The sequence below is a fragment of the Paraburkholderia sp. GAS206C genome (assembly GCF_050435645.1).
In the GTDB taxonomy this organism is placed as follows: domain Bacteria; phylum Pseudomonadota; class Gammaproteobacteria; order Burkholderiales; family Burkholderiaceae; genus Paraburkholderia; species Paraburkholderia phenazinium_B.
Genome location: NZ_JBNDKR010000009.1, coordinates 267,489 through 290,930, shown reverse-complemented (window position 1 = coordinate 290,930; position 23,442 = coordinate 267,489). Strand labels below are relative to the sequence as shown.

Sequence of the window (23,442 nt, the reverse complement as noted above, 5' to 3'; positions counted from 1 at the left end):
TGGTCTCTAGTGGTCTGGTTGGGTGCTGGATGGTCTTGAGTAGTATTGACTGAGGTTGATTCACGATGCTGTATTCGCCGCGAGCGGACCGCCAAGATAGGCGTCGCGAATCCGCTCGTCGCCAAGCAACGACTGCGCGTCGCCGGACAGGACCACGCGTCCTGTCTGCAGCACATAGCCGCGATGCGCGATCTGCAGCGCGAGGCTCGCGTTCTGCTCCACCATGAAGAACGTCACGCCTTGCGCGTTGATGGTACGGATCAGCTCCAGCACGCGGTCGACGTAAAGCGGCGACAAGCCCATCGTCGGCTCGTCCATGCAGACGAGCGAGGGGCGGCTCATCAGCGCGCGCGCCATTGCCAGCATCTGCTGCTCGCCTCCGGACAGCGTACCCGCGCGCTGTGACAGACGCTCTTTCACGCGCGGAAACAGCTCGAGCATGCGCTCGTAATCTTCGTCGATCGCCTTGCGGTCGCGGCGTGTAAACGCGCCCATCAAAAGGTTCTCGCGTACTGTCATGTCGCCGAACAGGCGCCGCGCCTCCGGCACCGAAGCGATGCCGCGCCGCACGATCTGTGCGGTCGATAGCCCGTCGAGCGGCTGCGATTCGAATCGTATCGTACCGGCGCGCGGTTTGTGCAAGCCGAGGATCACCTTCATCGCGGTCGACTTGCCGCTCGCGTTGCCACCGAGCAGACAGACGATCTCGTGCCGCGGCACCTCCAGCGTGACACCGAAGTGCACCTGGCTCTGTCCGTAGAACGTATCGATGCCGTCAAGCTTCAGTAAGGGTTCTGCCATGGTACGGTTTATACGGTTCGCGTGGTTTGGATGATTTGCATGCTTCGGTCTGCGAGACACTCGCTCGACATTCACGCCACCACCGCGCGCTGCGATGCATCGCGGCCGACCTGCCGGTGCCCGAGATAAGCCTCGATCACCGCTGGATCGTTGCGCACTGCATCCGGCGCACCCGATGCAATCTTGCGGCCGTCATCCAGCACGATCACACGGTCGGACAACGTCATCACGAGTTCGAGCTTGTGTTCGATCAGCAGGATCGTCGTGCCCTCGCCCTTCAGTTCCAGCAATAGCGCGAGCATTTCTGCGGTTTCGGACTCGTTCATGCCGGCGGTCGGCTCGTCGAGCAGCAGAATGCGCGGTTGCAGCATCAACGCCCGGGCAATCTCCACGCGTCGCCGGTTTGCGTACGACAGGCTGTGCGCCGGCGAATCGATACGCGGCATCAGGCGGCTGCCGAAACGCGCGAGGATGGCGCGCGCTTCGCCATCGAGCCGCTCCTGTTCGCGGCGCACGCCCGGCGGCGCAAACAGCGCGCGCAGCAGCTCCGCCACCGCCCCCACGCCTGGCAGTCCGCGCCGCGCCAGTTCGAGCCGCGCGTGCGCACCGATCAGCACGTTGTCGAGCACGCTCAGGTTGCCGAAAACGCGGCCGTGCTGAAACGTACGGGCGACGCCGCGCGCCGCGAAGCGCTCCGGCGCGAAGCCGGTCACATCTTCGCCGTCGAAGCGGATCACGCCTTCGTCGGGGGCGTCCGCGCCGCTCAGCAGATTGAAGAGCGTCGATTTGCCGGCGCCATTCGGACCGATCACGCTAACGCATTCGCCACGCGCGACAGAGAAACTCACATCCGCCACAGCCGTGACGCCATCGAAACGGCGCGTCACGCGCCGCACGTCGAAGAGAATGTCGGGGGATGTCCCGGCCGGATGATCCATCGCCGCCTCCATCACACGGTGCCGAACAGGCCCTGCGGCCTGAAGCGGACTAGCAACAGCAGAACGATGCCGTAGACCAGCATCCGGTACTCGGCGGCAAAGCGGAACAGTTCGGGTAGCCCGATGAGCGCCGCTGCACCGGCAATCGCGCCGATCACGTTGCCCAGGCCGCCGAGAATCACCATCGTCAGCGCGAGGATCGACACCTGCGAATCGAAGGTCTGATAGTTGATGTAGCTGTACTGATGCGCGGCGATCGCACCCGCGACACCGGCAGCGAGACCGCCAAAGGCGAACGCCATCGCCTTGTAGCGATTCGGCCGGATGCCGTAGGCGCGCGCCGCGACGTCATCCTCGCGGATGGCCCGCCACGTGCGCCCCAGATGCGAATGCAGCAGACGGACCTGAACCAGTGCGAAGCCAACCAGAATCGTCAGCGTGAACCAGTAGGCAGAGCGTGCGTCGTCGAGTGCCCAGCCGAATAGCGACAGCGGCGGGATGCCGGAGACGCCGATCGGACCACGCGTCAGGCTGTCCCAGTTCAGCACCACGAGACCGACGATCTCGCCGATGCCGAGCGTCGCGATCGATACGTAGTGCCCGCGCAGGCGGAACGACGGGTACACGAGCAATGTACCCAGCACCGCGGTCAAGGCGCCCGCGAGCGGAATCGTCACCGCCGGCGACCAGCCGAGATCGACCGACAGCAAGCCCGACGCATAGGCGCCGATCAGTAGCAGCGCCGCGTGTCCGAGCGAGATCTGCCCGACCGTGCCCGCCACCAGCGTCAGGCTCAGCGCGAGCAGGCCGTAGATCCAGCCGTTGGTAAGCGTCTGCAGCACATAGGCCGACGGCGCCACGAACGGCAGCGCAAACGCCGCCAGCACCAGCACGATGAGCACTGATCGCGGCAGCTTCAGCGCCAGCCGGTTCGACAGGAAGGTGCCCGTAAGCGGCTCGGGCGGCAGCCGGCGGTTCGAGCTGAACAGACCATTCGGGCGCCAGACCAGAAACGCGAGCAGCAGTACGAAGGCGAACAGATCGCGGTAGCTCGTGCCGAACATGGCGACACCGTAACTCTCGACGAGGCCCAGCAGCAGGCTGCCCGCGATCGCGCCGGGCACATTGCCGAGGCCGCCGATCAGCAGGGCGACGACACCCTTGAGCGTCGCCTGGAAACCCATCGAAGGGTCGATGCTGTTGTAGTACATACCGACGAGCAGGCCGCTCAGGCCGCCGAGCGCACAGGCGATGGCAAACACCGTGCGGTTCACGGCGTTCACGTCGACGCCCATCTGCTGCGCCGCGTCGCGATCCTGCGCGGTGGCGCGCACCGCCCAGCCGAGCCGCGTGTAGCGCAGAAACGCGTAGAGTACGCATGCCGCGCCGCCGCCGATCAGCGCAATCAGCACGTCCAGTGAGCCGATCGTCGCGCCGCCTATCACAACCGTCCAGTTCGGCAACGCAGCCGGTACAGGGCGGGGATCGGGGCCGAACACCAGTTGCGCGAGCTGGTCGAGCACGAAACTGATGCCGATCGTAGCGAGCAGCGGCGCAATGCGCGCCGCGCCCTGCAGCGGCCGCAGGCCGATGCGCTCGATCGCAATGCCGAGCAGCGCGCAGGCCGCGATCGTCGCCGCGAACGCAACCGGTAACGGCAACGCCAGCCTCGTCAGGCAGAACCAGCCGACGAACGCCCCGATCATGTACACCGAGCCGTGGGCGAAGTTGATCAGATGGGAGACACCGAAGATCAGCGCGAGCCCCACCGCCAGCAACGCATAGATGTTGCCGACGATCAGTCCGTTGATGGTGTATTCGAGCCACGCGCCCATAGCGATTTCATTCCCCTTTCGTGACGCAGCGGGCCGCAAACCGTCCATCTAAACACGAGGAAAAAAACCCGCCAACCAAGATTCGCGCGAATGCTTATTCTTTTTGGTCTGAAATACTTATGCGCCTACGCTGCGGCGCGAATATCGATATCTGAATCGATTCGTTGAGTCCACGCCGCCCGCATCGCAGACTCGTTGTTTTGCCTCGAACTTGCGGAGAGATGTTCTCATGAACCTGTTGCGTACGAGCGGCTCGCGCCGTCAACTGCTGCGCTGGCTTGCAGCTTCCACCCTCGCCATTGGCGTTTTGCACGCGCCGCTCGCGTCAGCGGGCAGCGCAACCGGTACGCCGGTGTACTTCGGCGTGAGCGGACCGCTGACGGGGCCCAATGCCCAGTACGGCGCCCAATGGAAAGCAGGCTTCGACCTCGCGCTGGACGAAATCAACGCGGATGGCGGCATCAACGGTCATCCGCTGCAATACGTCTTCGAAGACAGCCAAAGCGACCCACGGCAAGCCGTGACGATCGCGCAAAAGTTCGTCTCCGATCCGCGGATCCTGATCGAACTCGGTGATTTCTCCAGCCCCGCTTCGATGGCGGCATCGCCGATTTATCAGCGCGCCGGTCTCGTCCAGCTCGGTTTCACGAATTCGCATCCGGACTTTACCAAGGGCGGAGACTTCATCTGGAGTCCATCGGTCAGCCAGGCCGACGCGCAGCCGTTGATCGCGGATCTCGCCGCGAAAGAAGGCCTCCATCACGTCGCGGTGCTGTACCAGAACACCGATTGGGGCCGTGCAAGCAAGGATGTGTTCGTCAAGGCTGCGGCCTCGCGTGGCGTTCAGGTGGTCGCGGCAGAAGGCTATCAGACGACCGACAAGGACTTCCGCGCCACGCTCGTGCGCGTGAACGGCGCGCATCCGGACGGGCTCGTGCTGATCTCCTATTACGCCGACGGCGCGCAGATCGTGCGGCAGGCGCGCGAGAGCGGCATCCACCTGCCGGTGGTGGCTGCGGGTTCGGTGTACTCGCCGAAATTCCTCGAACTGGGCGGCGACGCGGTGAACGGAGTAGCGACCAATACCAACTTTTTCCCCGGCGATCCGCGCCCTGAGGTGCAGCGCTTTGTGCACGGCTTCGAGGCGAAATATCATCGCGAACCGGATGCGTTCAATGCGTTCGCGTATGACGCCACCATCATTGCGGCCTACGCGCTGCGCACGGGGGGCCTCGATCGTAAAGGCGTGAGGGATGCGCTGCCGAAACTGCACGACGTGCCGAGCGTCGTGTTCGGCAAGGCGAACTTCGATCCGAATACGCGTCGGATTGCCGGCGTCAAGAGCATTGACCTCGTGGTGCGTAATGGGCAGTGGGCTGAACTCGGTAACTCGACCGTCGCGGCGAAGTAATTATTCGCCGGAAGCTGCGGTTGAAGCGCTAACTATCCTGGACGCGGGTGATACAGCGTTATCCGTGAAGCACATGTCGAAAGATGGATTGCGCAAGCTCCCGCGGCTCGTCGAACGTGGTCGCAAGCTCAAACAAGATGACAAACAAGCCCGCATACGAAAAGTTTGGATACCTATCGATGAGTCGAACGATGGCCGGCGCAAATCGCTCCATGATCGGTTTTCGCGTTACAACACACGTAACGCTAACGCCAAGGAGAATTCCGGCCAGAACATCGCTCGGATAATGCAGGCCCAGATAAACGCGCGGAAGACAGATAAGAAAGACACATTGCAGAAGCGCAAGCACGCCCATCCATCTGGAGACGAGAAAGATGCCGATCGCGACGGCAGACCACAGCATCGCATGGTCGCTCGGAAACGAACTCCAGGTCCGAAGAACTGCCTCCGGAGTGGCGGCTATTGGAAACGTCAGGAGCAGGCTGCTGTCGTAGAGCGGTCTCTGGCGGAAGGGCAAATAGTGCGCCAGAACCCTGCCAATGAAAAGTGCCAGCACACCGCTCAGGACGGTGGCGATGACCATTTCCCGTTGCCACTGCCGGCGCTCGCTTGTGTCGAACCAGACGGCACACAGCATGGCTAATGGCAGCACGCCTTTGAACAGATAGAAGTCCGCAACGTGACTGACCGCATGACCGTAAGTCGCTGAGTGCATCGCACCGTGCGTCAGGAAGGTCAGTATCGCCGAGTCAAAGCCGTTGATGAATTGACGGAGCATATTGGTTTACGAATCGCCTGCTTGTTGGAATTATGGTGTACGGGAATCGAGCGCACGGCAGGCACCCGCCCCCGAGGTGAGCCGCTTTTTCCGGACCCCGCCGGAACCTGCCGCAATTAATGCACTTTGCAGTCCGTTACTACGTTTGCGAGCGCACACACGTTCACAAAATGATCACGGGCACCAGCGAAGTCTGCGGCCGGCAGCACAATACTTGGTTCTGCGACATAGTTTGGAAACAGGTTGGGCAGCGCCGATTGGCGCTTTGCGCTGATTACATGACGCAAGCAATATGTAATAGACGCAGCAGTCGCGCGAACGTCGATTCGTTCGGCCAGTCTGCACTATCGCGCACTGCCAGGTTTTCTCGCCGATCCCTGAAGGATTTCCTGACACCCGAATCGACCTTTTGCAGACGCTCCTCAGTCAGCAATCGAACGAATGACCCTCGCCGGATTTCCACCTACGAGCGTATTCGGGGGGACGTCCCTCGTAACGACTGACCCTGCAGCAACCACCGAGTTCTCGCCTACCGTTACGCCACCGATGATGGTCGCGCCGGCGGCGATCCAGACGTTTTTCTCAATCACGATGGGCTTTGCGATTACGCCGGCGCGCCGCCGGGAAGGTTCAATGGGATGGCCAGACGTGATGATGCTCACATTCGGCCCAATCATCACATCGTCGGCGATGTCGAGTCCGCCAAGGTCATAGAAAGTGCAATTCTGATTGATGAAGACATTGCGCCCGACATTGATATCGACCCCGCCGGTTGTGTAGAACGGAGGGATCAATATGAAACTTTCGTCCACCTTCTTGCCGATGAGATCGCTGAACAAGGCCCGGACTTCGTCGGCATCGTTGAACGTCAAACGGTTGAGCGTCGCGGTGATCGCCATCGCTCGTTTGACGTTTGCTGACATGGCCGCTGATTCTGGAGTTCTTCTGGGAATCAGTTTGGCGCGGTCGTCATTTGGCATTGGTGAGTTTCCTTCTTTGCTGTCGAGCTGGCGGTCGGCGGAGGACGGTTGCTGTGCGGTCACATTGCTCAGCCCAATGTTACGAATCAAGCGTTTCGCCTGAAGCTCCGCGAGCGCCGTCAAAGGCTCTTCGATTCTTCGATGTCACCCTCAGTCGGCGCTGGTGACTTGACTGCCCGCTGTCAGGCCGCCGCCTGTAACGGTTGAACCTCAACAGTGACGTGAGACAGCCCCTTGAAGCGTCTGAGCACCGCATGATAGAAGCGCGAGTCTCGCTGGGTTTCATCCGTTGCCACTGACACCACGGCGCTCATGTGACCGGGGCCGACCCGCCATATATGCAGGTCGACCACCTTGTCGCCGCGGTCCTCGATCGCGTGACGCACGTTCTCCGCCATGCGCCGGTCGGGGTTCATGTCGAGCAGGATCGCACCCGTGTCGCGCATCAGGCCGTACGACCAGTTTGCAATCACCAGCGCGCCGATGACACCGGCGAGTGGGTCCATCCAGAGCCAGCCAAATGCGCGTGCCAGTACGAGACCGATGATAGCTAGCACTGAGACCGCCGCATCCGCCATCACATGGATATAGGCGGACCTGATGTTATGGTCGCGCGTCGCTGCTTCATGCTCGTCGTCGTGGGATTCATGTTCTTCGAATTCGACTTCGTGCTCGCTGTCCGGCATTCTCACGATGACCCTGAAGGCGTGCGGCTCAGGAATATCTTCCATCGATTCCAGATACCCGCCACGGTCCGCCATCGCGAATACCTGCTCTGTCCCATCGGGCCGCACCGTCGTAACTGAAACGGCAGAGGCATGCAGCCGCGAACCGTCCGTCGCTGGCGCAATGCGGAAAACGGGTGGCACGCCGTCCTCAAAGATGGAAACGGCAAACACGCCGGATGAGGCGAAAATCGTCTTCACTTCCGTTTCGTGGGCGTGGTCATCATGACCATGACCATGCCCATGGCCGTGTCCATGGCTATGACCGTGGCTATGTCCGTGATCGCCGCCGCTCAGCAGCCACACGCTCGCCAGATTGACAAGCAGGCCGACCACCGCGATGGGAATGGCTTCACCGAAATGAATGGATACCGGTGACAGAAAGCGCGAGACCGCCTCGTAGCCAATCAGCACCGCGATCATCGCGAGCACGATGGCACTCGTGAACCCTGCGAGGTCACCAAGTTTGCCGGTGCCGAACACGAAGCGGGTGTCGCTGGCATGCTTACGCGCGTAGGTGTACGCAAGCGCTGCAATCAACATCGCGCCGGCATGCGTCGACATATGCAGACCGTCGGCGACGAGCGCCAACGACCCAAACATACTGCCGCCGACAATTTCAATCAGCATCATCGCGCTGCATAGTGCAATCACGGCCCACGTCTTGCGCTCGTTCTTTTCGTGACCGGCGCCCAGAAAGATGTGGTCATGTCCTGCGCCGAATGCAGCGTCTTTGAAATCGCTCATCTTTAACTCTACTTGAAATAGCTATGAACAACTTCGATGAGTTGTTCCGTTGCGCTGGCGCCACCCTCCTCGCCGTTTTCGGCGTCGACAAGGTGGTTCCTGATGTGGTCTTCCAGTACAACCGCCAGCAGACCGTTCATCGCTCCTCGACAACTCGTGATCCGTTGCAGCACGTCGGAGCAACCGTGCTCTCCCTCGAGCGCCCGCTCGATGGCTTCAACCTGTCCCTTGATGCGGCGGACCCTATTAAGAAGCTTCTGTTTTTCCTGGATTGTGTGACTCACCGTGCGCCCTCCGAATACCCCAGTGGGGTATGTAATAGCCGCAAGTGTAGCATAGGGGGTAGGGGTATCTGTACGATTGGCGCGCCGCAAGCCGCCACGAAGTGCCAATGGAAAAACAAAAAGCCGCTGTCCTTGAGGGCAGCGGCCTTTCTTACTACTGTGGAAAATTAAGAACCCGCACTTCAGATCTACAGATCTCGTGCAGTTAGTTTGCCATCCTTAGTTTTTACTGTTGCCCTGCAGCCGGCGACACTACGCTCGGGGTCGCCAGCGTGTTATTGGTCTTGGGAGCGCTGATGCCAGACGTCGAGTTGCCATTTGTACCATTCGGCAGGCCCGAGTTCGGCGCACCGGCGGCCATGCCGCTGTCCGAATTGTTGACGCCCGGCGTGCCGTAGCCGCTGGTTGAATTATTCATCTGGTTCACCTGATTCGCAGGGCTAGCGGTGCTGCCCGACGTACCGCCACCGCTCGAGCCTCCGGCCGCCTGTGCATAAGCGCCGCCCGACAGCGTGAGTGCGGCCACGGCCGCGATTAATGTGCTGGTTGCCTTATTCATGATCCGTCCCTCCTTGATTGGGCTGGAATATAGACGCAGACGGTCGCCGCCTGCTTGACTATGAATGCAGCAAGCACCGTGCCGCGCGACCGGAATCCACGCGAAGGCGCTCACGCGGCCAGCATGCGCAATTGAATGTCAGGAGACCGTGATAACTGGCGGCCAAGGCGACATGACCGCTAGATACCAGGGACGATGTAAAACTTCTACTACGCACTCTGCAGGACACGGGCGTGAGAAAAGCACATCGCGATACCGTGCGCGACATCAGTCAGGAAAATCCGCGCCGATAGTCGTGGCTTCCCAGTTATTCAAATCGTTCTGCAGCCTGCCCAGTTTCGTTCGGACTGCTTCCAACCCGGGTTTGCCCAAAACAAGATTCGATGGCGGCACCTTTGCTTCGACGGCGGCGATGATCGCCTGTGCGGCACGTGCGGGATCTCCCGGTTGCCGCCCGCTATCCGCCGCCACTTGCGCGCGGCGCTTCCCCGCGATGGATGCGTACGCGTCGATCGACCGGCGCGTCTGCTTGAGCGACCGCCCCGCCCAGTCGGTCCGGAACGGCCCCGGCTCGACCGTTGTCACTTTGATGCCTAGCTCGGCAGTCTCACGCGCGAGGGCTTCTCCAAGCCCCTCCAGCGCGAACTTGGTAGCGGCGTAATAACCGCTGCCCGGATTACCGACCAGTCCTCCAACCGAGGTGATATTGACGATGTGTCCCGCTCGCTGCTCCCGCATCAAAGGCAATACGGCTTTGATCGTACTGACTGCGCCAAAAAAATTCACCTCGAACATGGCGCGTACTTCGTCATCTTCACCTTCTTCAACCGCTGACAGATAACCATAGCCTGCATTGTTCACGAGCACATCGATGCGGCCAAATGCAGCCTTCGCCTGCGCAACGGCTGCGGTCACGCCCTCGGGCGAGGTCACATCAAGTTTGAGTGACAGAGCGTGTTCGGGATGTGCGCTCGCCAGATCGGCGACCGTATCAGGAGCGCGCGCAGTGACGACAGCACGCCAGCCACGCGCGAGTACAGCCTGTGCAATTTCCCGACCGAAACCGGTCGAACAGCCAGTGATGAACCAGACGGGAGAAGTGGAAGAGTCGATCGCCATGGTAGTCCTCGGTGAGGGCTGGCGCGACGGGCCACACCGCGATTCGGGGCGCGCATCGGCCAGCGGAGAATGAGCTTGGAGAATATCGCAACATGGGAAAGTCCGCGTTCCGCTGGGGATTTCCGCGCGCGGCCGATACAGTCGCACCGTGTCATTCCATCCGGCGACAGCACGCCGCGCCCCGCACCGACTACTCCAGTTTGACGAGATTGTGCACCGGCAACGGGCCGCCCGGGATTTGAACCAACTGGCCTCCCGCCACGAGCGAGCCCAGATCGATACCGAAGAAACCCAGCCGCTCGATCAGCCGGCTCACCGCCGCTTTCGCCTGTGCGTCGTCTCCCGCGACGAACAGTACCCGGCGTCCGCCTTCGGCCTGTGGATCGTCGGAGATGAGGTGCGCCGGCAGATGACTGAACGCCTTCACGACGCGCGCGCCCGGCACGTGTTCCGAAAAGATTTCGCTCGACGTCCGGCCATTCAGTTCGGCCGGCTTGAACAACGGCGCCTCGATCGGGTTGTTCGCGTCGATCACGATGCGTCCGCCGAAATCCGGCAGGCCAGCCAGCGCGGCCGGCAGCTTCGACCAGTTGACTGCGACAAGGACGACGTCCTGCGCGGCCGCCTGTTCGCGCGTTCCCGGCGTGATCGTGGGACCGAGCTCGCGCGCGAGGTCTGCGAGCGAAGCCGGGCCCCGGCTGTTCGCGATGATGGCTTCCAGACCTTTGCCCGCCAGCGCTTTCGCGAACGCGGACCCAATGGCGCCTGCTCCGATGATACCGATGGTGCTCATAACGATGCTCCTGGTGAAGAGTGATGAATCAGGTGGTAAAGCCGCCGCCGGTGCCGGCAAGGGGAAAGAGATGCGAGGCTCGTTCCCAGCGCTATGTGAACGAATCTTGCCGCCTTTATTGCCTGATGATTAGCTGGGAATCGCTTGAATTATTTTCAATCAATGCTTTAAGATTCCCGTATGGAAACCCTCGCCAACCTCGAGTCGTTTGTCCGCAGCGCCGAAGCGGGAAGCTTCTCCGCGGCTGCCCGGCGTCTTTCGCTGACGCCCGCGGCGGTCAGCCGGAACGTCGCATTGCTCGAACGCAATCTGGGCGTGCGCCTGTTCCAGCGCTCGACACGCAAGCTCACGTTGAGCGAGGCGGGCGAGCGCTTTCTCATGGAAATCGGCGGCAACCTGGAGGCGCTGCAGGCGGCCATCGCGTCCGTCTCGAACGATCGCAGCGAGCCCGCCGGCGTGCTGAGGGTCAGCATGGCGCCAACGTTCGGTATCACGTACGTCATGCCGCTGCTGCCGGCATTCCTCGTACGCTATCCAATGATTCGGCCGGATTGGCAGTTCGAGAACCGGCCGGTTGACCTGATTGAAGAGGGATATGACGCAGCGTTGGGTGGCGGCTTCGACCTCGCACCGGGCGTCGTGTCGCGCCCGTTGGCGCCTGCGCATCTCGTGGCGGTTGCGTCTCCGGCTTACATGGCTGGCCGCAAAAAGCCGGGCGATCCCCGCGATCTCGAGGGCCTCGATGGCATCGTGATGCGCTCGGGCCGCACGGGCCGCGTGCGCCATCGCAACATGCGTGACGCGGCGGGCAATGAGATGCCCGCGCGGCTTGGCGAGAACATTATGGTCAACGACCCGGCGGCGATGCGCGAAGCGGCGATTCTCGGACTGGGTGTAACGCTGCTGGCCGTGTCAGACGTGCTGGCCTCGATTGAGCGGGGAGAACTCGTGCGCTTGCTACCGCGCTGGTACGCGGACGCCGGGGCAATCTCGATCTACTACGCGACGCGAGCGCTGCTGCCGGCGAAGACACGGGTTTTTGTCGACTTCATCGTCGAGGCGTTCGAGCGGGAGCGGTTAGCCGAGAGGTTTGCGGGCAGCCTCAAATGAGTCGCGCCGGGTAGGTTGCTAGCTGACGGGAACGGCCTGGTAGCGGACGTCGTCGGTCACACCGTGCAGCTAAGCCCCATGCCCAGTCGCAACTTCCTTCACCGCCTGTACCCGAAAGTCCGTCGGCGAGCGTCCGACGACACGCCTGAAGGCATTGCTGAACGCGCTCTCGGAGCCATAGCCGAGCGAGCGTGCCAGCACATTGATGTGCGTGCGGCTCTCGAGAAGAGCGCGCTGTGCAAGGTGCATCCGCCATTTCGTCAGATACGAAAGCGGTGACATTCCCGCGACCGTCTTGAAGTAAGCGGCAAACGTCGCGCGAGACATCGACGCGGCTTGTGCCAGCTCCTGGAGTTGCCACACGCGGCCAGGGTCCCCATGCATCAGCTGGAGCACCGGCACGAGACGCTTGTCGCTCAGGACGCGCAGCCAGCCGGCAGGCTGGAATCCGCCTGCCTCGAAGTGCGCCCGCAGTATCTGGATGAACATCAGATGCGCAAGTTCATTCGACGCAACGTGCGCTCCGGGAAGCGCGTCTTGCCGCTCCCGCACGAGTTGATCGAGCAGCCAGCGAAGAGCCTGCGCCTGGCTCGATGTCCCGCGCACGTGAATCAGCGGCGGCAACGCGTCTAGCAGAAGCTGGCTGGACGCGATGTTCAGTTCGACCTTGCCGCCGATCATGAAAAACTCGTCGCCGTCTCCGTGATGAACCATGTTGCCGACACGGCCTTCGAGGACTTCGTCGAGATCGACGCGCTCCGCTTCCAGGTCGCTGCCGAGGACATGTGAGCGCGGCTCGCAGAGCAGAAACACGTCGCCGCTTTCGATACGAATGGGAGCCGTGTCGCCTTCAAACAGCATCCAGCAACTGCCCCGTGCCACGCCCCAGAACTTGACCGTATTCGCTCGCGGGAAATTGATTGCCCAGGCGCCGCCGGCAACCAGTCCACCCGAAATGACGGACCGCGCGCCCATGAGGCTCAGAAAATCGGAGAAGGGATCGATCATGATCGTCAGATTTTGGCGCAAGAAATGTCGACTTTCAAGTATTCAAAATCTGAGATGCGAGTCTTAAGCTTCGTTGACTGCCTGGCCCATTGTCAGACGGAACCGTAACCCGATCAGATCGGAGAGGATCTCAACATCATGAAGCGCAGCTGGTTTATCACTGGAGTGAACAGCGGTTTCGGCCGTCTTATGACAGAGCAACTGCTTGCTCGAGGGGACCGCGTCGCCGGTACGGTACGTAACCTGGATTCGATGGCCGATCTCAAGGCACGCCATGGCGATGCGCTCTGGCTTGCCAGGCTCGATTTGACAGACACCCCCGCGATTCGTGAGGTCGTCGACCTTGCGTTCCGCGACCTTGGACGCATCGATGTCGTGGTGAGCAACGCGGGATATGGGCTATTCGGCGCGGCCGAAGAAATGACCGACGAACAGATCGCCCACCAGATCGACACGAACCTGCTTGGCTCGATTCAAACCGTTCGCGCCGCGCTTCCTCATCTGCGACACCAGGGCGGTGGACGGATTATCCAGCTGTCCACGATAGGCGGGCAGGCGGTGTTTCCCGGTGGATCGCTCTACCATGCGGGCAAATGGGGGATCGAGGGATTCATTGACGCAGTCGGGCTGGAGGTGGCCGTGTTCAACATTGGTTGCACGCTGGTCGAACCGGGCGGCGCGCGCACGAACTTTCGCTATCACAGCGCCAGGCTCTCGCCAAAGCTCGAGGCCTACGATGTGTCACCGGCACGCATGGCGCATCGGACCATCGAGGAAGGAACCAGCCAGCCGATCGGCGATCCGGTGAAGATGGTCGAAATCATGATTGCCAGCGTCGATCAGAACCCTGCTCCCAAACGTCTGGCGCTGGGGAGTGATGCGTATAACGTCATGCACAAGCAACTGAGCGACCGTCTCGCTGCGCTGGAAGCACAGAAAGACCTCGCGTTTTCGACCGATTATCCGGCAGGCTCGTAGCATTGCCGCGAGGGGGGAATCCGCGACAGCGCTCGATCACGCCCTCTCGCACCACCTCGGCCGCATTGCACTTTTCGCTTAACACGAATTGACTGGCGGCCTCTTTTCGCCGAGACTTTTCGCCACGTTGGCCCACATCACTCTCCTCACGCGATGACTCTTTCCCTTGACCACGTTGTAATTCGTGTGCGCGATCTCGAGCAGACCATCGCCGACTACAGCGAACTGGGTTTTACCGTTCAGCGCGGCGGCACACACGCCGACGGAGAAACGCACAACGCGCTGATCGGTTTCGAGGACGGCAGCTACTTCGAGTTGATTGCGTTTCTGCGCAACGCGCCCGAGCATCGCTGGTGGGATGAGGGCAATCGGGCCGGCGACGGACTCGTCGATTTTGCGCTGCTGCCAGAATCGGTGCAGGCCGTCGTCGATGGTGCGCGGCAGCGCGGGCTTAGCTATGAAGGACCCATCGACGGTGGGCGGGTGCGGCCAGACGGCGAACGCCTCGTGTGGCAACTGGGAAAACCGGCGACGCCCGATCTGCCGTTTCTTTGCGGAGACATCACGCCTCGCCATTTGCGCGTAGCCGAAGGCGAAGTGCGCAACCATCCCAATGGCGCGCGCGGCATATCGGCGCTCAAGATCGCCGTTCGCGATCTCGACACCAGCATCGGCCGGTACCGCGCACTGCTGGGCGAACCGCTTCAGATACAGCGGTCGGCATTTCCCGATCACGGCGTTTCGTTCGCAAGCTTTTCGATCGGCGCGACAACGCTTACGCTACTGACGCCCTCGGGTGGCGCAAACGGAGCGGCTCTGGCGGCTCAGGTCGAGAACCGTCTGGCATTGCGTGGCGAAGGCGTGTTCGGGATTGTGCTGCACGGTGCGGGAAGTGCGGCGCCGCGTCTGCTGCCGCTCGACCTGACTCACGGCGTCGATCTCGAACTGCTGTCCGCGAGCGACGCCTTGGCATAAGGTTCGACGTGGGCGGCGTTTAAGCACGCGGTGTCAGAAAACACCTTCGTGCTTCACGCGTGATGCCGGAGGCGAATCCTTATCCGCCAACCTGTTGCAATTGCCTGATGCTTTCTCGCAGTTCGCTCTCCAACTGGGCGAACAACTCTGCCGCGGGTAACGATCTGGCGAGCGCCGCCGCCTGCCCCGCCCACTGCGCACCATAGCCGAATTCTCCCTTCGCTTTGGCTGCCGCGTGAAGTGCTTTTCCTGCATCGTAGGCAATCGGATACGCCGGCGGCTGCGGGGCGCCTACGTGGTCTTCCAGTTCCGTGAAGCGGTTCACCATGCTTCGCGCCACACGTCCGGAGATGGCTTTCGTGAACGTCGTATGGCGCGCCGACTCGCCAAGCATCGCACGCCGGTAACCATCGTCGATCGATGTTTCCGGGCAGGCCACAAAAGCCGTTCCGAGTTGAGCCGCCTGAGCGCCCAATGCAAGCGCAGCGGCAATACCCGCACCGTCCATGATGCCGCCTGCGGCGATCACCGGCAGAGGGAATTCCTTGACCAACAGACGCGTCAATGCAAACGTGCCCAAGCGGTCGTCGCGCGCATCCGGATCGAAGACGCCGCGGTGGCCGCCGGCTTCGATGCCTTGCGCGACGATTGCGTCCACGCCCGCCGCTGCGACCTGCGCAGCTTCCTGCAGATTCGTCACCGCAGCGAGCAGCCTGATCCCCGCGTTTTTAAGTGCGCCGATCACTTCCGCGGACGGCAGGCCAAAGTGAAAACTGACGACCGCCGGTTTGTCCTCGAGGAACACGTCCAACATGGCCTCGTCTGCGACAAAGCTCGTGTAGATCTCCGACAGCGACGCAGGCGGCTTCGCTCCGTATTGCTCGAACTGCGGCGCGAGCCAGCTCAACCATTGTTGCTCCACCGCTGCGTTTGACGTCGCAGGGCTGTGGCAGAACACGTTGATATTGAACGGTTTCGCGGTCAGTGCGCGGGTTTCCGCGATCACCTTGCGCGCACCCGCTGCGTTCATTGCGCCAACGCCGAGCGAGCCAAGGCCGCCAGCATTCGAAACGGCAGCTGCCAGCGCCGGTGTGCTCACACCGGCCATCGGCGCCTGAATGATGGGCTTTTCGATGCCCAGCAGGCGCAGCAACGATTGCTTGTCCGTCTGATTAGTCATCTCACATCCTCGTTGAAATCTGGGTTGGTAATGCGCAGGCTCGTCGCGTTATTTCTCGCTCCGATGTGCTCTCACGCCATCTGCTGAACCCATTGGCTGCGCCAGTCCGGCGCGTCAAACGGATCCGAAAAATACTGGGTCTCGTGGACGACCTTGCCGTCGCGGAACTCCATGATGCTGACTGTGTAGGCCGCTCGCCCTTCATACATGATGGTGTATTCCGTGACCCAGAGATTGCCTTCTCCCTGAATACGCCTCACGTTAAAACCTGCTGGCTTTCCTGGATGATGACCCCGCAGTGCTTGCAGATTTTTCCGGCCGACGATTCGTTCGCCGGATTGAGGATAGTCACAGATGGCGTCGTCATCGTAAATATCGTGCTCTGCGTCGAGATTGCCGCTCGCCGACGCCTGCCAGTGGGCAGTCAGGGCTTCACGTATTTTCTCTTCATGCATGGAGTGCCTCCGGATGCTGTTCACATCAATCTGGTGCGGACGCGGCGGAATGAAAATAGCCCGTGCGCGGCACGGCTTAGCGACTTAAGACTAGTCCAAAAAAACTTGTAGTCGAGTCGCTTCGCGCCTTTTTTGGTTATTGACCACGCTGACGGTAAGCGGATAGTAAAGTCGATTTCCCGGAAAGACGGTGACGTGAGGAACTGAAGAAACTGCAGGCCAATGTGCGCTTCGGTTATATAACTTGCTACGGGGATTAGGCTGGTGGACCCGTGGCATCGTGCAAACGATGCATGCGCGATTCTCTTGTTCTGGATCTGTTTCGAGGCTCTGGGGATCGAATGTCAGATGCTTAGTATAGCCAAGTATTTTTTTGAACATTGACTACGTTGCGATTGGGACACGAATCGACATCTGATATCCGGCCAACGGCGCGTAAAACGTCGGCGCCAAAGAAAAACCCGCACAGCCTTGCGACTGTGCGGGTTTTGATCTTTGGTCGGGGCGAGAGGATTTGAACCTCCGACCACCTGCACCCCATGCAGGTACGCTACCAGGCTGCGCTACGCCCCGAACAGCTAAAAATTATAACAGACACTTCAATCGATTAGAACCTGCAGCCACCAACAAAACTGCGAAGCGCGGTCGCTATTCGTACTTCAAAAGATTACCGGCCCAGCAGATCGATCACATGCAGCAATTCCTTGCGCAACTGATCAACATCCACCGTGGCTGTTTTCGCGGGCGGCGCCTCGACCACCTCGCCCTCTTCCACCACATCATCCGCCGGCCCACCATGCACTGCACCATGCGAATCGAGCCGGTTTCGCGCACCGTTGATCGTGAAGCCCTGCTCGTACAACAGCTCGCGAATCCGCCTGATCAACAGCACCTCATGATGCTGGTAATAACGGCGGTTACCGCGCCGCTTCACCGGCCTCAACTGCGTGAACTCCTGCTCCCAATACCGCAGCACATGCGGCTTCACACCGCACAGCTCGCTCACTTCACCAATGGTGAAGTAGCGCTTCGCCGGAATCGGAGGCAAGACGACTTTTTCGATCGTCGCTGTCATCGTCAGTTAGCCGTCGTGGTGGGTTGCGCAGGAACGCGCCAGTCGATCAGCGCGCGAAGCTCGCCTCGGCGCCGGTCTCGACCAGCGCCTTCAGCTTTTGACTTGCATGGAACGTCACAACGCGGCGAGCAGCAATCGGAATCGCCTCGCCGGTCTTCGGATTGCGGCCAGGACGCTGGGGCTTGTCGCGTAACTGAAAGTTACCGAAGCCCGACAGCTTCACGCTATCTCCGCTCTCCAGCGCATCGCGAATCACCTCGAAGAACGCCTCCACCATGTCCTTCGCTTCCCGCTTGTTGAGTCCGACATTGTCGAACAGCAACTCGGCAAGCTCGGCCTTGGTGAGCGTGGGCGTTTCCGCCGAAGTGTTAGCGGGTGATGTCGGAATATCGCGAATCATGGCGCTACGCTGCGCCGTAAGAAGGGCTTCGAAATCACTCGAGTTCATTTCATTCATATCTATCAAATGGCGCGCCAACCAGAAACGAAGAATTGCGGAAATCGCCGCTTTGAGAGTCTCCGCGGGTTATCCGCGCAACCGTGCGCCATATACTCGAGCCAGACGATCCACCAGGGTTTGAATGGCCAGATCGACCGTCTCGTCCTGAAGGGTCCCGCCAGTATCTTGCAAGGTCACACGGAACGCAAGGCTTTTCTCATGGGCTGCTAACCCGCCGGAAGTAGTTGATTTTGGACGGAATTCGTCGAAAAGCGCAACCCTTCTGACAGTCTTGCAGGCGTCTTCCGAAAGCGCCTTTTGCATCTCGTCAAGCAGTGCCTGGACTTCGATTTTTTGATCGACGACCACGGCGATATCGCGACGCACCGGCGGAAACTTCGACACTTCCGACGGTACCGGCAATGCACGCTGAATTAATGCATCTGCTTCGATTTCAAACAGAATCGGCGCATGCGGCAAATCATATTGCTGCATCCAACGCGGATGCAATTCGCCAATCCAGCCCACTGCGCGGCCATTCAATTCAACGCGCGCGCTGCGTCCCGGATGCAGCGCCGGATGCTCCGCTTTCACAAAGCGTGCCACAGCTGGCGACAGCAAGGCTTCCAGATCGCCCTTGACGTCGAAGTAGTCGACGGTGCGCGTCGCCGCGCCCCATTGTTCGTCCTGCACCGGACCATAGGCGAGCGCGCCGAACATCTTCGGCTGCGAGAAGCCTTCGACCTGCAACTCACCCGCCTTGATGGCGGGATCGTGCAAGAACACGCGGCCCACCTCGAACACGCGCACGCGGTCCGCGGCACGGCGGCTCAGATTCGTACGCAGCACGTCGATCAGGCTGCCGATCAGCGTCGTGCGCATCACCGAAAGCTGGATTGCGATCGGATTCAGCAGGCGTACGGGCTTGTCGTTACCGGCGAAATCCAGCTCCCATTGCGCGTCGACGAAGCTGAAGTTCACAGTTTCAGCGTAGTCGCGCGCGGCGAGCGCATGCCGGATATCGTGGAGCGAGCGCTGCGTTTCGTTGGTCGCGCGCATCTCGCTAGTGGCCACAGGCGGACGCGCCGGAATCTTTTCGAAGCCGTAGATGCGCGCGACTTCTTCGATCAGGTCTTCTTCGATCTCGATGTCGAAGCGGTACGACGGCGGCGTCACGGAGAACACGTCGCCTTCGCGCTCGAACGCGAGGCCAAGACGCGTGAAGATCTGCGCGATCTCATCTGCACTGATCGCAACGCCGATGATGCGGTTCGCACGCGCGACGCGCATCTTCACCGGCGCGCGCTGCGGCACGTTGACGATCTGATCGTCGACGGGACCGGCCTCGCCACCGCAGATATCGAGGATCAGCTGCGTGATGCGCTCGATATGCTCGACGGTTGTCGCGTAGTCGACGCCGCGCTCGAAGCGATGGCCTGCGTCAGTCGAGAAGTTGTACTTGCGCGAGCGGCCGCGAATGCTATCGGGCCACCAGAACGCGGCTTCGAGATAGATGTTGGTGGTGTCGAGCGTCACGGCCGTGCTGTCGCCGCCCATGATGCCCGCGAGACTTTCGATGTGCTGATCGTCTGCAATCACGCCGACCGTCTCATCGAGCTCGACGGTGTTGCCGTTCAACAGCTTGAGCGTCTCGCCCTTTCGGCCCCAGCGTACATCCATGCTGCCGTGGATCTTGTCCAGATCGAACACGTGCGACGGACGGCCCAGCTCGAGCATCACGTAGTTCGAGATGTCGACCAGCGCAGAAATACTGCGCTGGCCCGAGCGCTCCAGACGCTCGACCATCCACTGCGGCGACTTCGCGCGCGCATTCACGCCGCGAATCACGCGGCCCGAAAAACGGCCGCACAGGTCCGGCGCCGAAATCTTCACCGGCAATGTTTCGTTCAACTTGACGATGGCCGGCTTGATGTCGAGCGCATGCAGTGGCGCGCCGGTGATGGCCGACGTTTCGCGCGCCACGCCGAACACCGACAGGCAGTCTGCCTTGTTCGGCGTCAGCTTGATCTCGAAGATCGTATCGTCGAGGTTCAGCGTCTCGCGGATGTCCTGGCCAATCGGCGTATCTTCCGGCAGGATCAGGAGGCCGCTATGATCTTCCGAAAGCTTCAGTTCGCGTGCCGAGCACAGCATGCCCTGGCTTTCCACGCCACGCAGCTTCGAGAGCTTGATCGCAAATGGCGCGCCGCCCTCTTCGGCCGGCGGCAGCTCTGCGCCCACCAGCGCAACCGGCACCTTGATGCCCGGCTTCACATTCGGTGCGCCGCAGACGATGTTCAGCGTCACGCCTGTGCCGGCGTCGACCTGACACACGTTGAGCTTGTCCGCGTCCGGGTGCTTGACCACCTCGAGAACCCGGCCAACCACGATCTTCTTGGTCGCCGGCGCAGCGGGCGACAGGCCTTCGACTTCGAGGCCGGCCATCGTCAGGGCGTGCGACAGCTCGTCCGTCGTCATCTGCGGGTCGACAAAGCTTCTTAACCAGGATTCCGGGAATTGCATGGTTCTGTGTACGTTCTGATCAGGTTAGTCCACATCCGGCCGGGGCCTTCGTTGGTTGCCGTGTTCCGGTAACCAGGCGCCCTTGCCGATGGCACTGCTCGCGGCGCGCACTTGCCTTCGTCTATGCATCTGGCGACGTGCGCGGCTCGAAGCGTTAAGCGAATTGCCGCAGGAAACGCAGGTCGTTCTCGAAGAACAGGCGCAAGTCCTGCACGCCGTAGCGCAACATCGTCAGCCGTTCGAGGCCACTGCCGAAGGCAAAGCCGATGTAACGCTCCGGATCGAGGCCCATGTTGCGGATCACCGTGGGGTGAACCTGGCCGGAACCCGAGATCTCGAGCCACTTGCCGGCGTTCTTGCCCGTTTCGAACAACATGTCGATCTCAGCCGACGGTTCGGTGAACGGAAAGTACGACGGACGGAAGCGTACGAGGATGTCGTCACGCTCAAAGAATTTCTTGAGGAAGTCGGTGTAGACGCCCTTCAGGTCGGCGAAGCTGATGTTCTCGTCGATCCACAGGCCTTCGACCTGATTGAACATCGGCGAGTGCGTCGCGTCACTGTCCACACGGTACGTGCGGCCGGGCACGATCACCTTGATCGGCGGCGTGTTGGTGCGCGCGTAGCGCACCTGCATCGGGCTCGTGTGCGTGCGCAACAGCAACTGGCGGCCGTCGGCATCCTTGTCGTCTACGTAGAAGGTGTCTTGCATCGAACGCGCCGGATGGTTTTCCGGGCTGTTCAACGCGGTGAAGTTGTACCAGTCGGTTTCGATTTCGGGGCCGTCGGCCACATCGAATCCGATGGAACGGAAAATCTGTTCGACGCGTTCCCACGTGCGCATGACCGGATGCAGGCTACCTGCACCAAGGCCGCGGCCGGGCAACGTGACGTCAATGGCTTCAGCGGCGAGGCGCTGGTTCAAGAGCGCGTCGGCAAGTGCCTGACGGCGGCCCGTCAGTGCGGCTTCCACCTGCTGCTTGACGACGTTGATCCGCGCGCCTTCGGTCTTGCGCGTCTCGGGATCGAGTTTGCCAAGGCCCTTCAACAGTTCGGTCAGCGCACCCGACTTGCCGAGAAAGCGGGCTTTCTCGTTCTCGAGGGTGGTGACGTCGTTGGCTTCCCCGAAGGCTTTTTGCGCGTCAGCGACAATCTGGTCCAGATCCATTGATCCCATCATTTCAACGTCAGTGTTCAATCGATGCAAAACTGGTTCGACCAACAAAAAAGGGGCTCGGTGAGGAGCCCCGTTTTTGTTGCAGCGTCACCGAGACTACCGGATGTTCGCTACAACGAACCACGCAGTTTAATTGCCCAAAGCGCAATCAGGCTGCAACGGCGGCTTTCACCTGCTGAACGATCGCAGCAAAAGCAGCCTTGTCGAACACAGCCATGTCGGCCAGCACCTTGCGGTCGAGTTCGATCGAAGCCTTCTTCAGGCCGTTGATGAACACGCTGTACGTCATGTCGTGCTGACGCACCGCCGCGTTGATACGCGTGATCCACAATGCACGGAACACACGCTTCTTGTTGCGGCGATCGCGGTAGGCGTATTGGCCTGCGCGCATGACCGCCTGCTTGGCGATGCGATAGACGTTATTGCGACGGCCGCGGTAACCCTTGGCCAGCTTGATGATCTTCTTGTGACGGGCCCGTGCGGTAACCCCACGTTTGACTCTAGGCATAGTTAGCTCCTGTGAGTTTTAGTTAAGGGTTAAGCGAACGGCATCATTGCGCGCACGGAGTTCATATCTGACTCATGAACTGCTGTGGAACCGCGCAGATGGCGTTTGTTCTTGGTGGTCTTCTTGGTAAGAATGTGGCGCTTGAAGGCTTGACCGCGCTTGACGGTACCGCCCGGACGCACCACGAAGCGCTTTGCAGCACTCTTCTTGGTCTTCATCTTCGGCATGACAACTCCATTATTAGATGGATATGGGTGTGCGGTCGGCCTGATGGCCATTACCCGCCCTTCGAAACCCAGTCCACTTGGTATGCAGCCGGCCGATACTGCTGGCCGCTGCTTTTCAGGAACTGCGCCCATTTATCTGGGCGCTGCTCCGAAACCTGCTGGTCTTCGCCACACATGCAGCGAAGTACAACTCAATCTTTTCACAGTAACAGTTGCGCGCCTCACGGTGCACAACCCGGCAACGCACTTGCAACCACGCGCGTTGCTTACTTCTTTTTCTTCGGAGCGAGCACCATGATCATCTGGCGCCCTTCCATTTTCGGCATTTGCTCGACTTGACCGACTTCGTCAAGGTCAGTGCGCAGGCGTTCCAGCATGCGCATACCGATTTCCTGGTGGGCCATTTCGCGGCCGCGGAAACGCAACGTGATTTTCGTCTTGTCACCGTCGTCGAGGAAGCGAATGAGGTTGCGCAGTTTGACGTTGTAATCGCCGTCATCGGTGCCCGGGCGGAATTTGACTTCCTTCACCTGGACAATCTTCTGCTTGAGCTTGGCCTCGTGCTGCTTCTTCGCTTCCGAGTACTTGAACTTGCCGTAGTCCATCAAGCGGCAAACCGGCGGCACCGCCTGAGGGGCGATTTCAACCAGATCTACATCTTGCTGTTCCGACATGCGGAAAGCATCGGCAAGTTTCACAATGCCGAGGGGTTCGTTCTCGACTCCGACCAGACGCACCTCGGGTGCAGTGATTTCACCGTTGATGCGGTGCGCAGACTTATCAGTAGCGATGTTACGTTTCCTCTAAAAATTAAAAA

The 23,442-nt window shown here is 60.7% G+C and carries 24 protein-coding genes and 1 tRNA gene; 4 read left to right on the top strand and 21 right to left on the bottom strand.

From position 1 onward, the window contains the following. Nucleotides 1-60 precede the first annotated feature (60 nt). The 3 genes from P3T20_RS25965 to P3T20_RS25955 all read right to left on the bottom strand — a co-directional run bounded on the left by P3T20_RS25965 (nt 61) and on the right by P3T20_RS25955 (nt 3,574). Nucleotides 61-801: an ABC transporter ATP-binding protein gene (locus tag P3T20_RS25965; RefSeq protein WP_074263985.1), complete on the bottom strand. Its 741-nt coding sequence runs from the start codon at nt 799-801 to the stop codon at nt 61-63. Between the two features lie 71 nt (nt 802-872). Continuing rightward, entirely contained in the window at nt 873-1,739 is an 867-nt protein-coding gene (locus tag P3T20_RS25960) for an ABC transporter ATP-binding protein (RefSeq protein ID WP_429288238.1), read from the bottom strand. An 11-nt stretch (nt 1,740-1,750) separates the two neighbouring features. Continuing rightward, complete coding sequence (locus P3T20_RS25955; protein WP_074263983.1) at nt 1,751-3,574, bottom strand: ABC transporter permease; 1,824 nt, start codon at nt 3,572-3,574, stop codon at nt 1,751-1,753. 229 nt (nt 3,575-3,803) lie between these two features. Between P3T20_RS25955 and P3T20_RS25950 the strand changes: the two genes are divergently transcribed. Next, nucleotides 3,804-4,985 carry an ABC transporter substrate-binding protein gene (locus P3T20_RS25950; protein ID WP_074263982.1) on the top strand — a complete coding sequence of 394 codons (1,182 nt, stop codon included), beginning with the start codon at nt 3,804-3,806 and terminating at the stop codon, nt 4,983-4,985. Between the two features lie 58 nt (nt 4,986-5,043). On the opposite strand, the gene P3T20_RS25945 is transcribed toward P3T20_RS25950, so the two are convergent. The 7 genes from P3T20_RS25945 to P3T20_RS25915 all read right to left on the bottom strand — a co-directional run bounded on the left by P3T20_RS25945 (nt 5,044) and on the right by P3T20_RS25915 (nt 10,970). Further along, nucleotides 5,044-5,763 (bottom strand): phosphatase PAP2 family protein, encoded by a 720-nt coding sequence (locus P3T20_RS25945; RefSeq protein ID WP_367946952.1) that lies wholly within the window; start codon nt 5,761-5,763, stop codon nt 5,044-5,046. Between the two features lie 422 nt (nt 5,764-6,185). Continuing rightward, complete coding sequence (locus P3T20_RS25940) at nt 6,186-6,743, bottom strand: sugar O-acetyltransferase (protein ID WP_074265989.1); 558 nt, start codon at nt 6,741-6,743, stop codon at nt 6,186-6,188. A gap of 182 nt (nt 6,744-6,925) precedes the next feature. Further along, nucleotides 6,926-8,215, bottom strand: a complete 1,290-nt coding sequence (gene dmeF / locus P3T20_RS25935) for a CDF family Co(II)/Ni(II) efflux transporter DmeF (RefSeq protein ID WP_074263981.1) — start codon at nt 8,213-8,215, stop codon at nt 6,926-6,928. A gap of 8 nt (nt 8,216-8,223) precedes the next feature. Continuing rightward, nucleotides 8,224-8,499: a metal/formaldehyde-sensitive transcriptional repressor gene (locus P3T20_RS25930; RefSeq protein WP_074263980.1), complete on the bottom strand. Its 276-nt coding sequence runs from the start codon at nt 8,497-8,499 to the stop codon at nt 8,224-8,226. A 226-nt stretch (nt 8,500-8,725) separates the two neighbouring features. Then, entirely contained in the window at nt 8,726-9,058 is a 333-nt protein-coding gene (locus tag P3T20_RS25925) for a hypothetical protein (protein WP_074263979.1), read from the bottom strand. Between the two features lie 267 nt (nt 9,059-9,325). Then, nucleotides 9,326-10,171, bottom strand: a complete 846-nt coding sequence (locus P3T20_RS25920; RefSeq protein WP_074265988.1) for an oxidoreductase — start codon at nt 10,169-10,171, stop codon at nt 9,326-9,328. A 196-nt stretch (nt 10,172-10,367) separates the two neighbouring features. After that, nucleotides 10,368-10,970 (bottom strand): NADPH-dependent F420 reductase, encoded by a 603-nt coding sequence (locus P3T20_RS25915; RefSeq protein WP_074263978.1) that lies wholly within the window; start codon nt 10,968-10,970, stop codon nt 10,368-10,370. 180 nt (nt 10,971-11,150) lie between these two features. On the opposite strand from P3T20_RS25915, the gene P3T20_RS25910 reads away from it, so the two are divergent. Continuing rightward, complete coding sequence (locus P3T20_RS25910) at nt 11,151-12,080, top strand: LysR family transcriptional regulator (protein ID WP_074263977.1); 930 nt, start codon at nt 11,151-11,153, stop codon at nt 12,078-12,080. Nucleotides 12,081-12,149: 69 nt separating this feature from the next. Here the strand turns inward: P3T20_RS25910 and P3T20_RS25905 are convergent, their stop codons facing one another. Further along, entirely contained in the window at nt 12,150-13,088 is a 939-nt protein-coding gene (locus tag P3T20_RS25905; RefSeq protein WP_074265987.1) for an AraC family transcriptional regulator, read from the bottom strand. 138 nt (nt 13,089-13,226) lie between these two features. Between P3T20_RS25905 and P3T20_RS25900 the strand changes: the two genes are divergently transcribed. Then, the gene (locus P3T20_RS25900; RefSeq protein WP_074263976.1) at nt 13,227-14,066 is read left to right on the top strand and encodes an SDR family oxidoreductase; all 840 of its coding nucleotides are present in this window, start codon (nt 13,227-13,229) and stop codon (nt 14,064-14,066) included. Nucleotides 14,067-14,219: 153 nt separating this feature from the next. Next, a complete protein-coding gene (locus P3T20_RS25895; RefSeq protein WP_074263975.1) occupies nt 14,220-15,041 on the top strand; it encodes a VOC family protein in 822 nt (273 codons plus the stop codon). Nucleotides 15,042-15,120: 79 nt separating this feature from the next. Here the strand turns inward: P3T20_RS25895 and P3T20_RS25890 are convergent, their stop codons facing one another. The 10 genes from P3T20_RS25890 to infC all read right to left on the bottom strand — a co-directional run bounded on the left by P3T20_RS25890 (nt 15,121) and on the right by infC (nt 23,416). Continuing rightward, nucleotides 15,121-16,221: an NAD(P)H-dependent flavin oxidoreductase gene (locus P3T20_RS25890; RefSeq protein WP_074263974.1), complete on the bottom strand. Its 1,101-nt coding sequence runs from the start codon at nt 16,219-16,221 to the stop codon at nt 15,121-15,123. A gap of 71 nt (nt 16,222-16,292) precedes the next feature. Beyond that, nucleotides 16,293-16,676 carry a nuclear transport factor 2 family protein gene (locus tag P3T20_RS25885; protein ID WP_074263973.1) on the bottom strand — a complete coding sequence of 128 codons (384 nt, stop codon included), beginning with the start codon at nt 16,674-16,676 and terminating at the stop codon, nt 16,293-16,295. Nucleotides 16,677-17,172: 496 nt separating this feature from the next. Further along, a tRNA-Pro gene (locus P3T20_RS25880) sits at nt 17,173-17,249 on the bottom strand. A 94-nt stretch (nt 17,250-17,343) separates the two neighbouring features. Then, nucleotides 17,344-17,751 carry a MerR family transcriptional regulator gene (locus P3T20_RS25875; protein ID WP_074263972.1) on the bottom strand — a complete coding sequence of 136 codons (408 nt, stop codon included), beginning with the start codon at nt 17,749-17,751 and terminating at the stop codon, nt 17,344-17,346. 46 nt (nt 17,752-17,797) lie between these two features. Further along, a complete protein-coding gene (locus P3T20_RS25870; protein WP_074263971.1) occupies nt 17,798-18,208 on the bottom strand; it encodes an integration host factor subunit alpha in 411 nt (136 codons plus the stop codon). A gap of 69 nt (nt 18,209-18,277) precedes the next feature. Continuing rightward, the gene (gene pheT / locus P3T20_RS25865) at nt 18,278-20,713 is read right to left on the bottom strand and encodes a phenylalanine--tRNA ligase subunit beta (protein ID WP_074263970.1); all 2,436 of its coding nucleotides are present in this window, start codon (nt 20,711-20,713) and stop codon (nt 18,278-18,280) included. A gap of 154 nt (nt 20,714-20,867) precedes the next feature. Next, nucleotides 20,868-21,881, bottom strand: a complete 1,014-nt coding sequence (gene pheS / locus P3T20_RS25860) for a phenylalanine--tRNA ligase subunit alpha (protein WP_074263969.1) — start codon at nt 21,879-21,881, stop codon at nt 20,868-20,870. Nucleotides 21,882-22,038: 157 nt separating this feature from the next. After that, on the bottom strand, nt 22,039-22,398 hold the full coding sequence (rplT, locus tag P3T20_RS25855; RefSeq protein ID WP_006052502.1) for a 50S ribosomal protein L20: 360 nt from the start codon (nt 22,396-22,398) through the stop codon (nt 22,039-22,041). Nucleotides 22,399-22,427: 29 nt separating this feature from the next. Next, the gene (gene rpmI / locus P3T20_RS25850; RefSeq protein WP_074263968.1) at nt 22,428-22,625 is read right to left on the bottom strand and encodes a 50S ribosomal protein L35; all 198 of its coding nucleotides are present in this window, start codon (nt 22,623-22,625) and stop codon (nt 22,428-22,430) included. Between the two features lie 266 nt (nt 22,626-22,891). Then, a complete protein-coding gene (gene infC, locus P3T20_RS25845) occupies nt 22,892-23,416 on the bottom strand; it encodes a translation initiation factor IF-3 (protein WP_074263967.1) in 525 nt (174 codons plus the stop codon). Between the last annotated feature and the right edge of the window lie 26 nt (nt 23,417-23,442).

What these genes read in the sequence shown, in the direction of transcription:
- P3T20_RS25925 (WP_074263979.1), bottom strand. Translation starts at nt 9,058, where the DNA reads ATGAATAAGGCAACCAGCACATTAATCGCGGCCGTGGCCGCACTCACG.
- P3T20_RS25905 (WP_074265987.1), bottom strand. Translation starts at nt 13,088, where the DNA reads ATGATCGATCCCTTCTCCGATTTTCTGAGCCTCATGGGCGCGCGGTCC.
- dmeF (WP_074263981.1), bottom strand. Translation starts at nt 8,215, where the DNA reads ATGAGCGATTTCAAAGACGCTGCATTCGGCGCAGGACATGACCACATC.
- P3T20_RS25955 (WP_074263983.1), bottom strand. Translation starts at nt 3,574, where the DNA reads ATGGGCGCGTGGCTCGAATACACCATCAACGGACTGATCGTCGGCAAC.
- P3T20_RS25900 (WP_074263976.1), top strand. Translation starts at nt 13,227, where the DNA reads ATGAAGCGCAGCTGGTTTATCACTGGAGTGAACAGCGGTTTCGGCCGT.
- P3T20_RS25870 (WP_074263971.1), bottom strand. Translation starts at nt 18,208, where the DNA reads ATGAATGAAATGAACTCGAGTGATTTCGAAGCCCTTCTTACGGCGCAG.
- P3T20_RS25965 (WP_074263985.1), bottom strand. Translation starts at nt 801, where the DNA reads ATGGCAGAACCCTTACTGAAGCTTGACGGCATCGATACGTTCTACGGA.
- pheT (WP_074263970.1), bottom strand. Translation starts at nt 20,713, where the DNA reads ATGCAATTCCCGGAATCCTGGTTAAGAAGCTTTGTCGACCCGCAGATG.
- P3T20_RS25885 (WP_074263973.1), bottom strand. Translation starts at nt 16,676, where the DNA reads ATGCATGAAGAGAAAATACGTGAAGCCCTGACTGCCCACTGGCAGGCG.
- P3T20_RS25895 (WP_074263975.1), top strand. Translation starts at nt 14,220, where the DNA reads ATGACTCTTTCCCTTGACCACGTTGTAATTCGTGTGCGCGATCTCGAG.
- P3T20_RS25910 (WP_074263977.1), top strand. Translation starts at nt 11,151, where the DNA reads ATGGAAACCCTCGCCAACCTCGAGTCGTTTGTCCGCAGCGCCGAAGCG.
- rplT (WP_006052502.1), bottom strand. Translation starts at nt 22,398, where the DNA reads ATGCCTAGAGTCAAACGTGGGGTTACCGCACGGGCCCGTCACAAGAAG.
- rpmI (WP_074263968.1), bottom strand. Translation starts at nt 22,625, where the DNA reads ATGCCGAAGATGAAGACCAAGAAGAGTGCTGCAAAGCGCTTCGTGGTG.
- P3T20_RS25945 (WP_367946952.1), bottom strand. Translation starts at nt 5,763, where the DNA reads ATGCTCCGTCAATTCATCAACGGCTTTGACTCGGCGATACTGACCTTC.
- P3T20_RS25890 (WP_074263974.1), bottom strand. Translation starts at nt 16,221, where the DNA reads ATGACTAATCAGACGGACAAGCAATCGTTGCTGCGCCTGCTGGGCATC.
- P3T20_RS25950 (WP_074263982.1), top strand. Translation starts at nt 3,804, where the DNA reads ATGAACCTGTTGCGTACGAGCGGCTCGCGCCGTCAACTGCTGCGCTGG.
- P3T20_RS25875 (WP_074263972.1), bottom strand. Translation starts at nt 17,751, where the DNA reads ATGACAGCGACGATCGAAAAAGTCGTCTTGCCTCCGATTCCGGCGAAG.
- P3T20_RS25915 (WP_074263978.1), bottom strand. Translation starts at nt 10,970, where the DNA reads ATGAGCACCATCGGTATCATCGGAGCAGGCGCCATTGGGTCCGCGTTC.
- P3T20_RS25940 (WP_074265989.1), bottom strand. Translation starts at nt 6,743, where the DNA reads ATGCCAAATGACGACCGCGCCAAACTGATTCCCAGAAGAACTCCAGAA.
- P3T20_RS25960 (WP_429288238.1), bottom strand. Translation starts at nt 1,739, where the DNA reads ATGGATCATCCGGCCGGGACATCCCCCGACATTCTCTTCGACGTGCGG.
- pheS (WP_074263969.1), bottom strand. Translation starts at nt 21,881, where the DNA reads ATGGATCTGGACCAGATTGTCGCTGACGCGCAAAAAGCCTTCGGGGAA.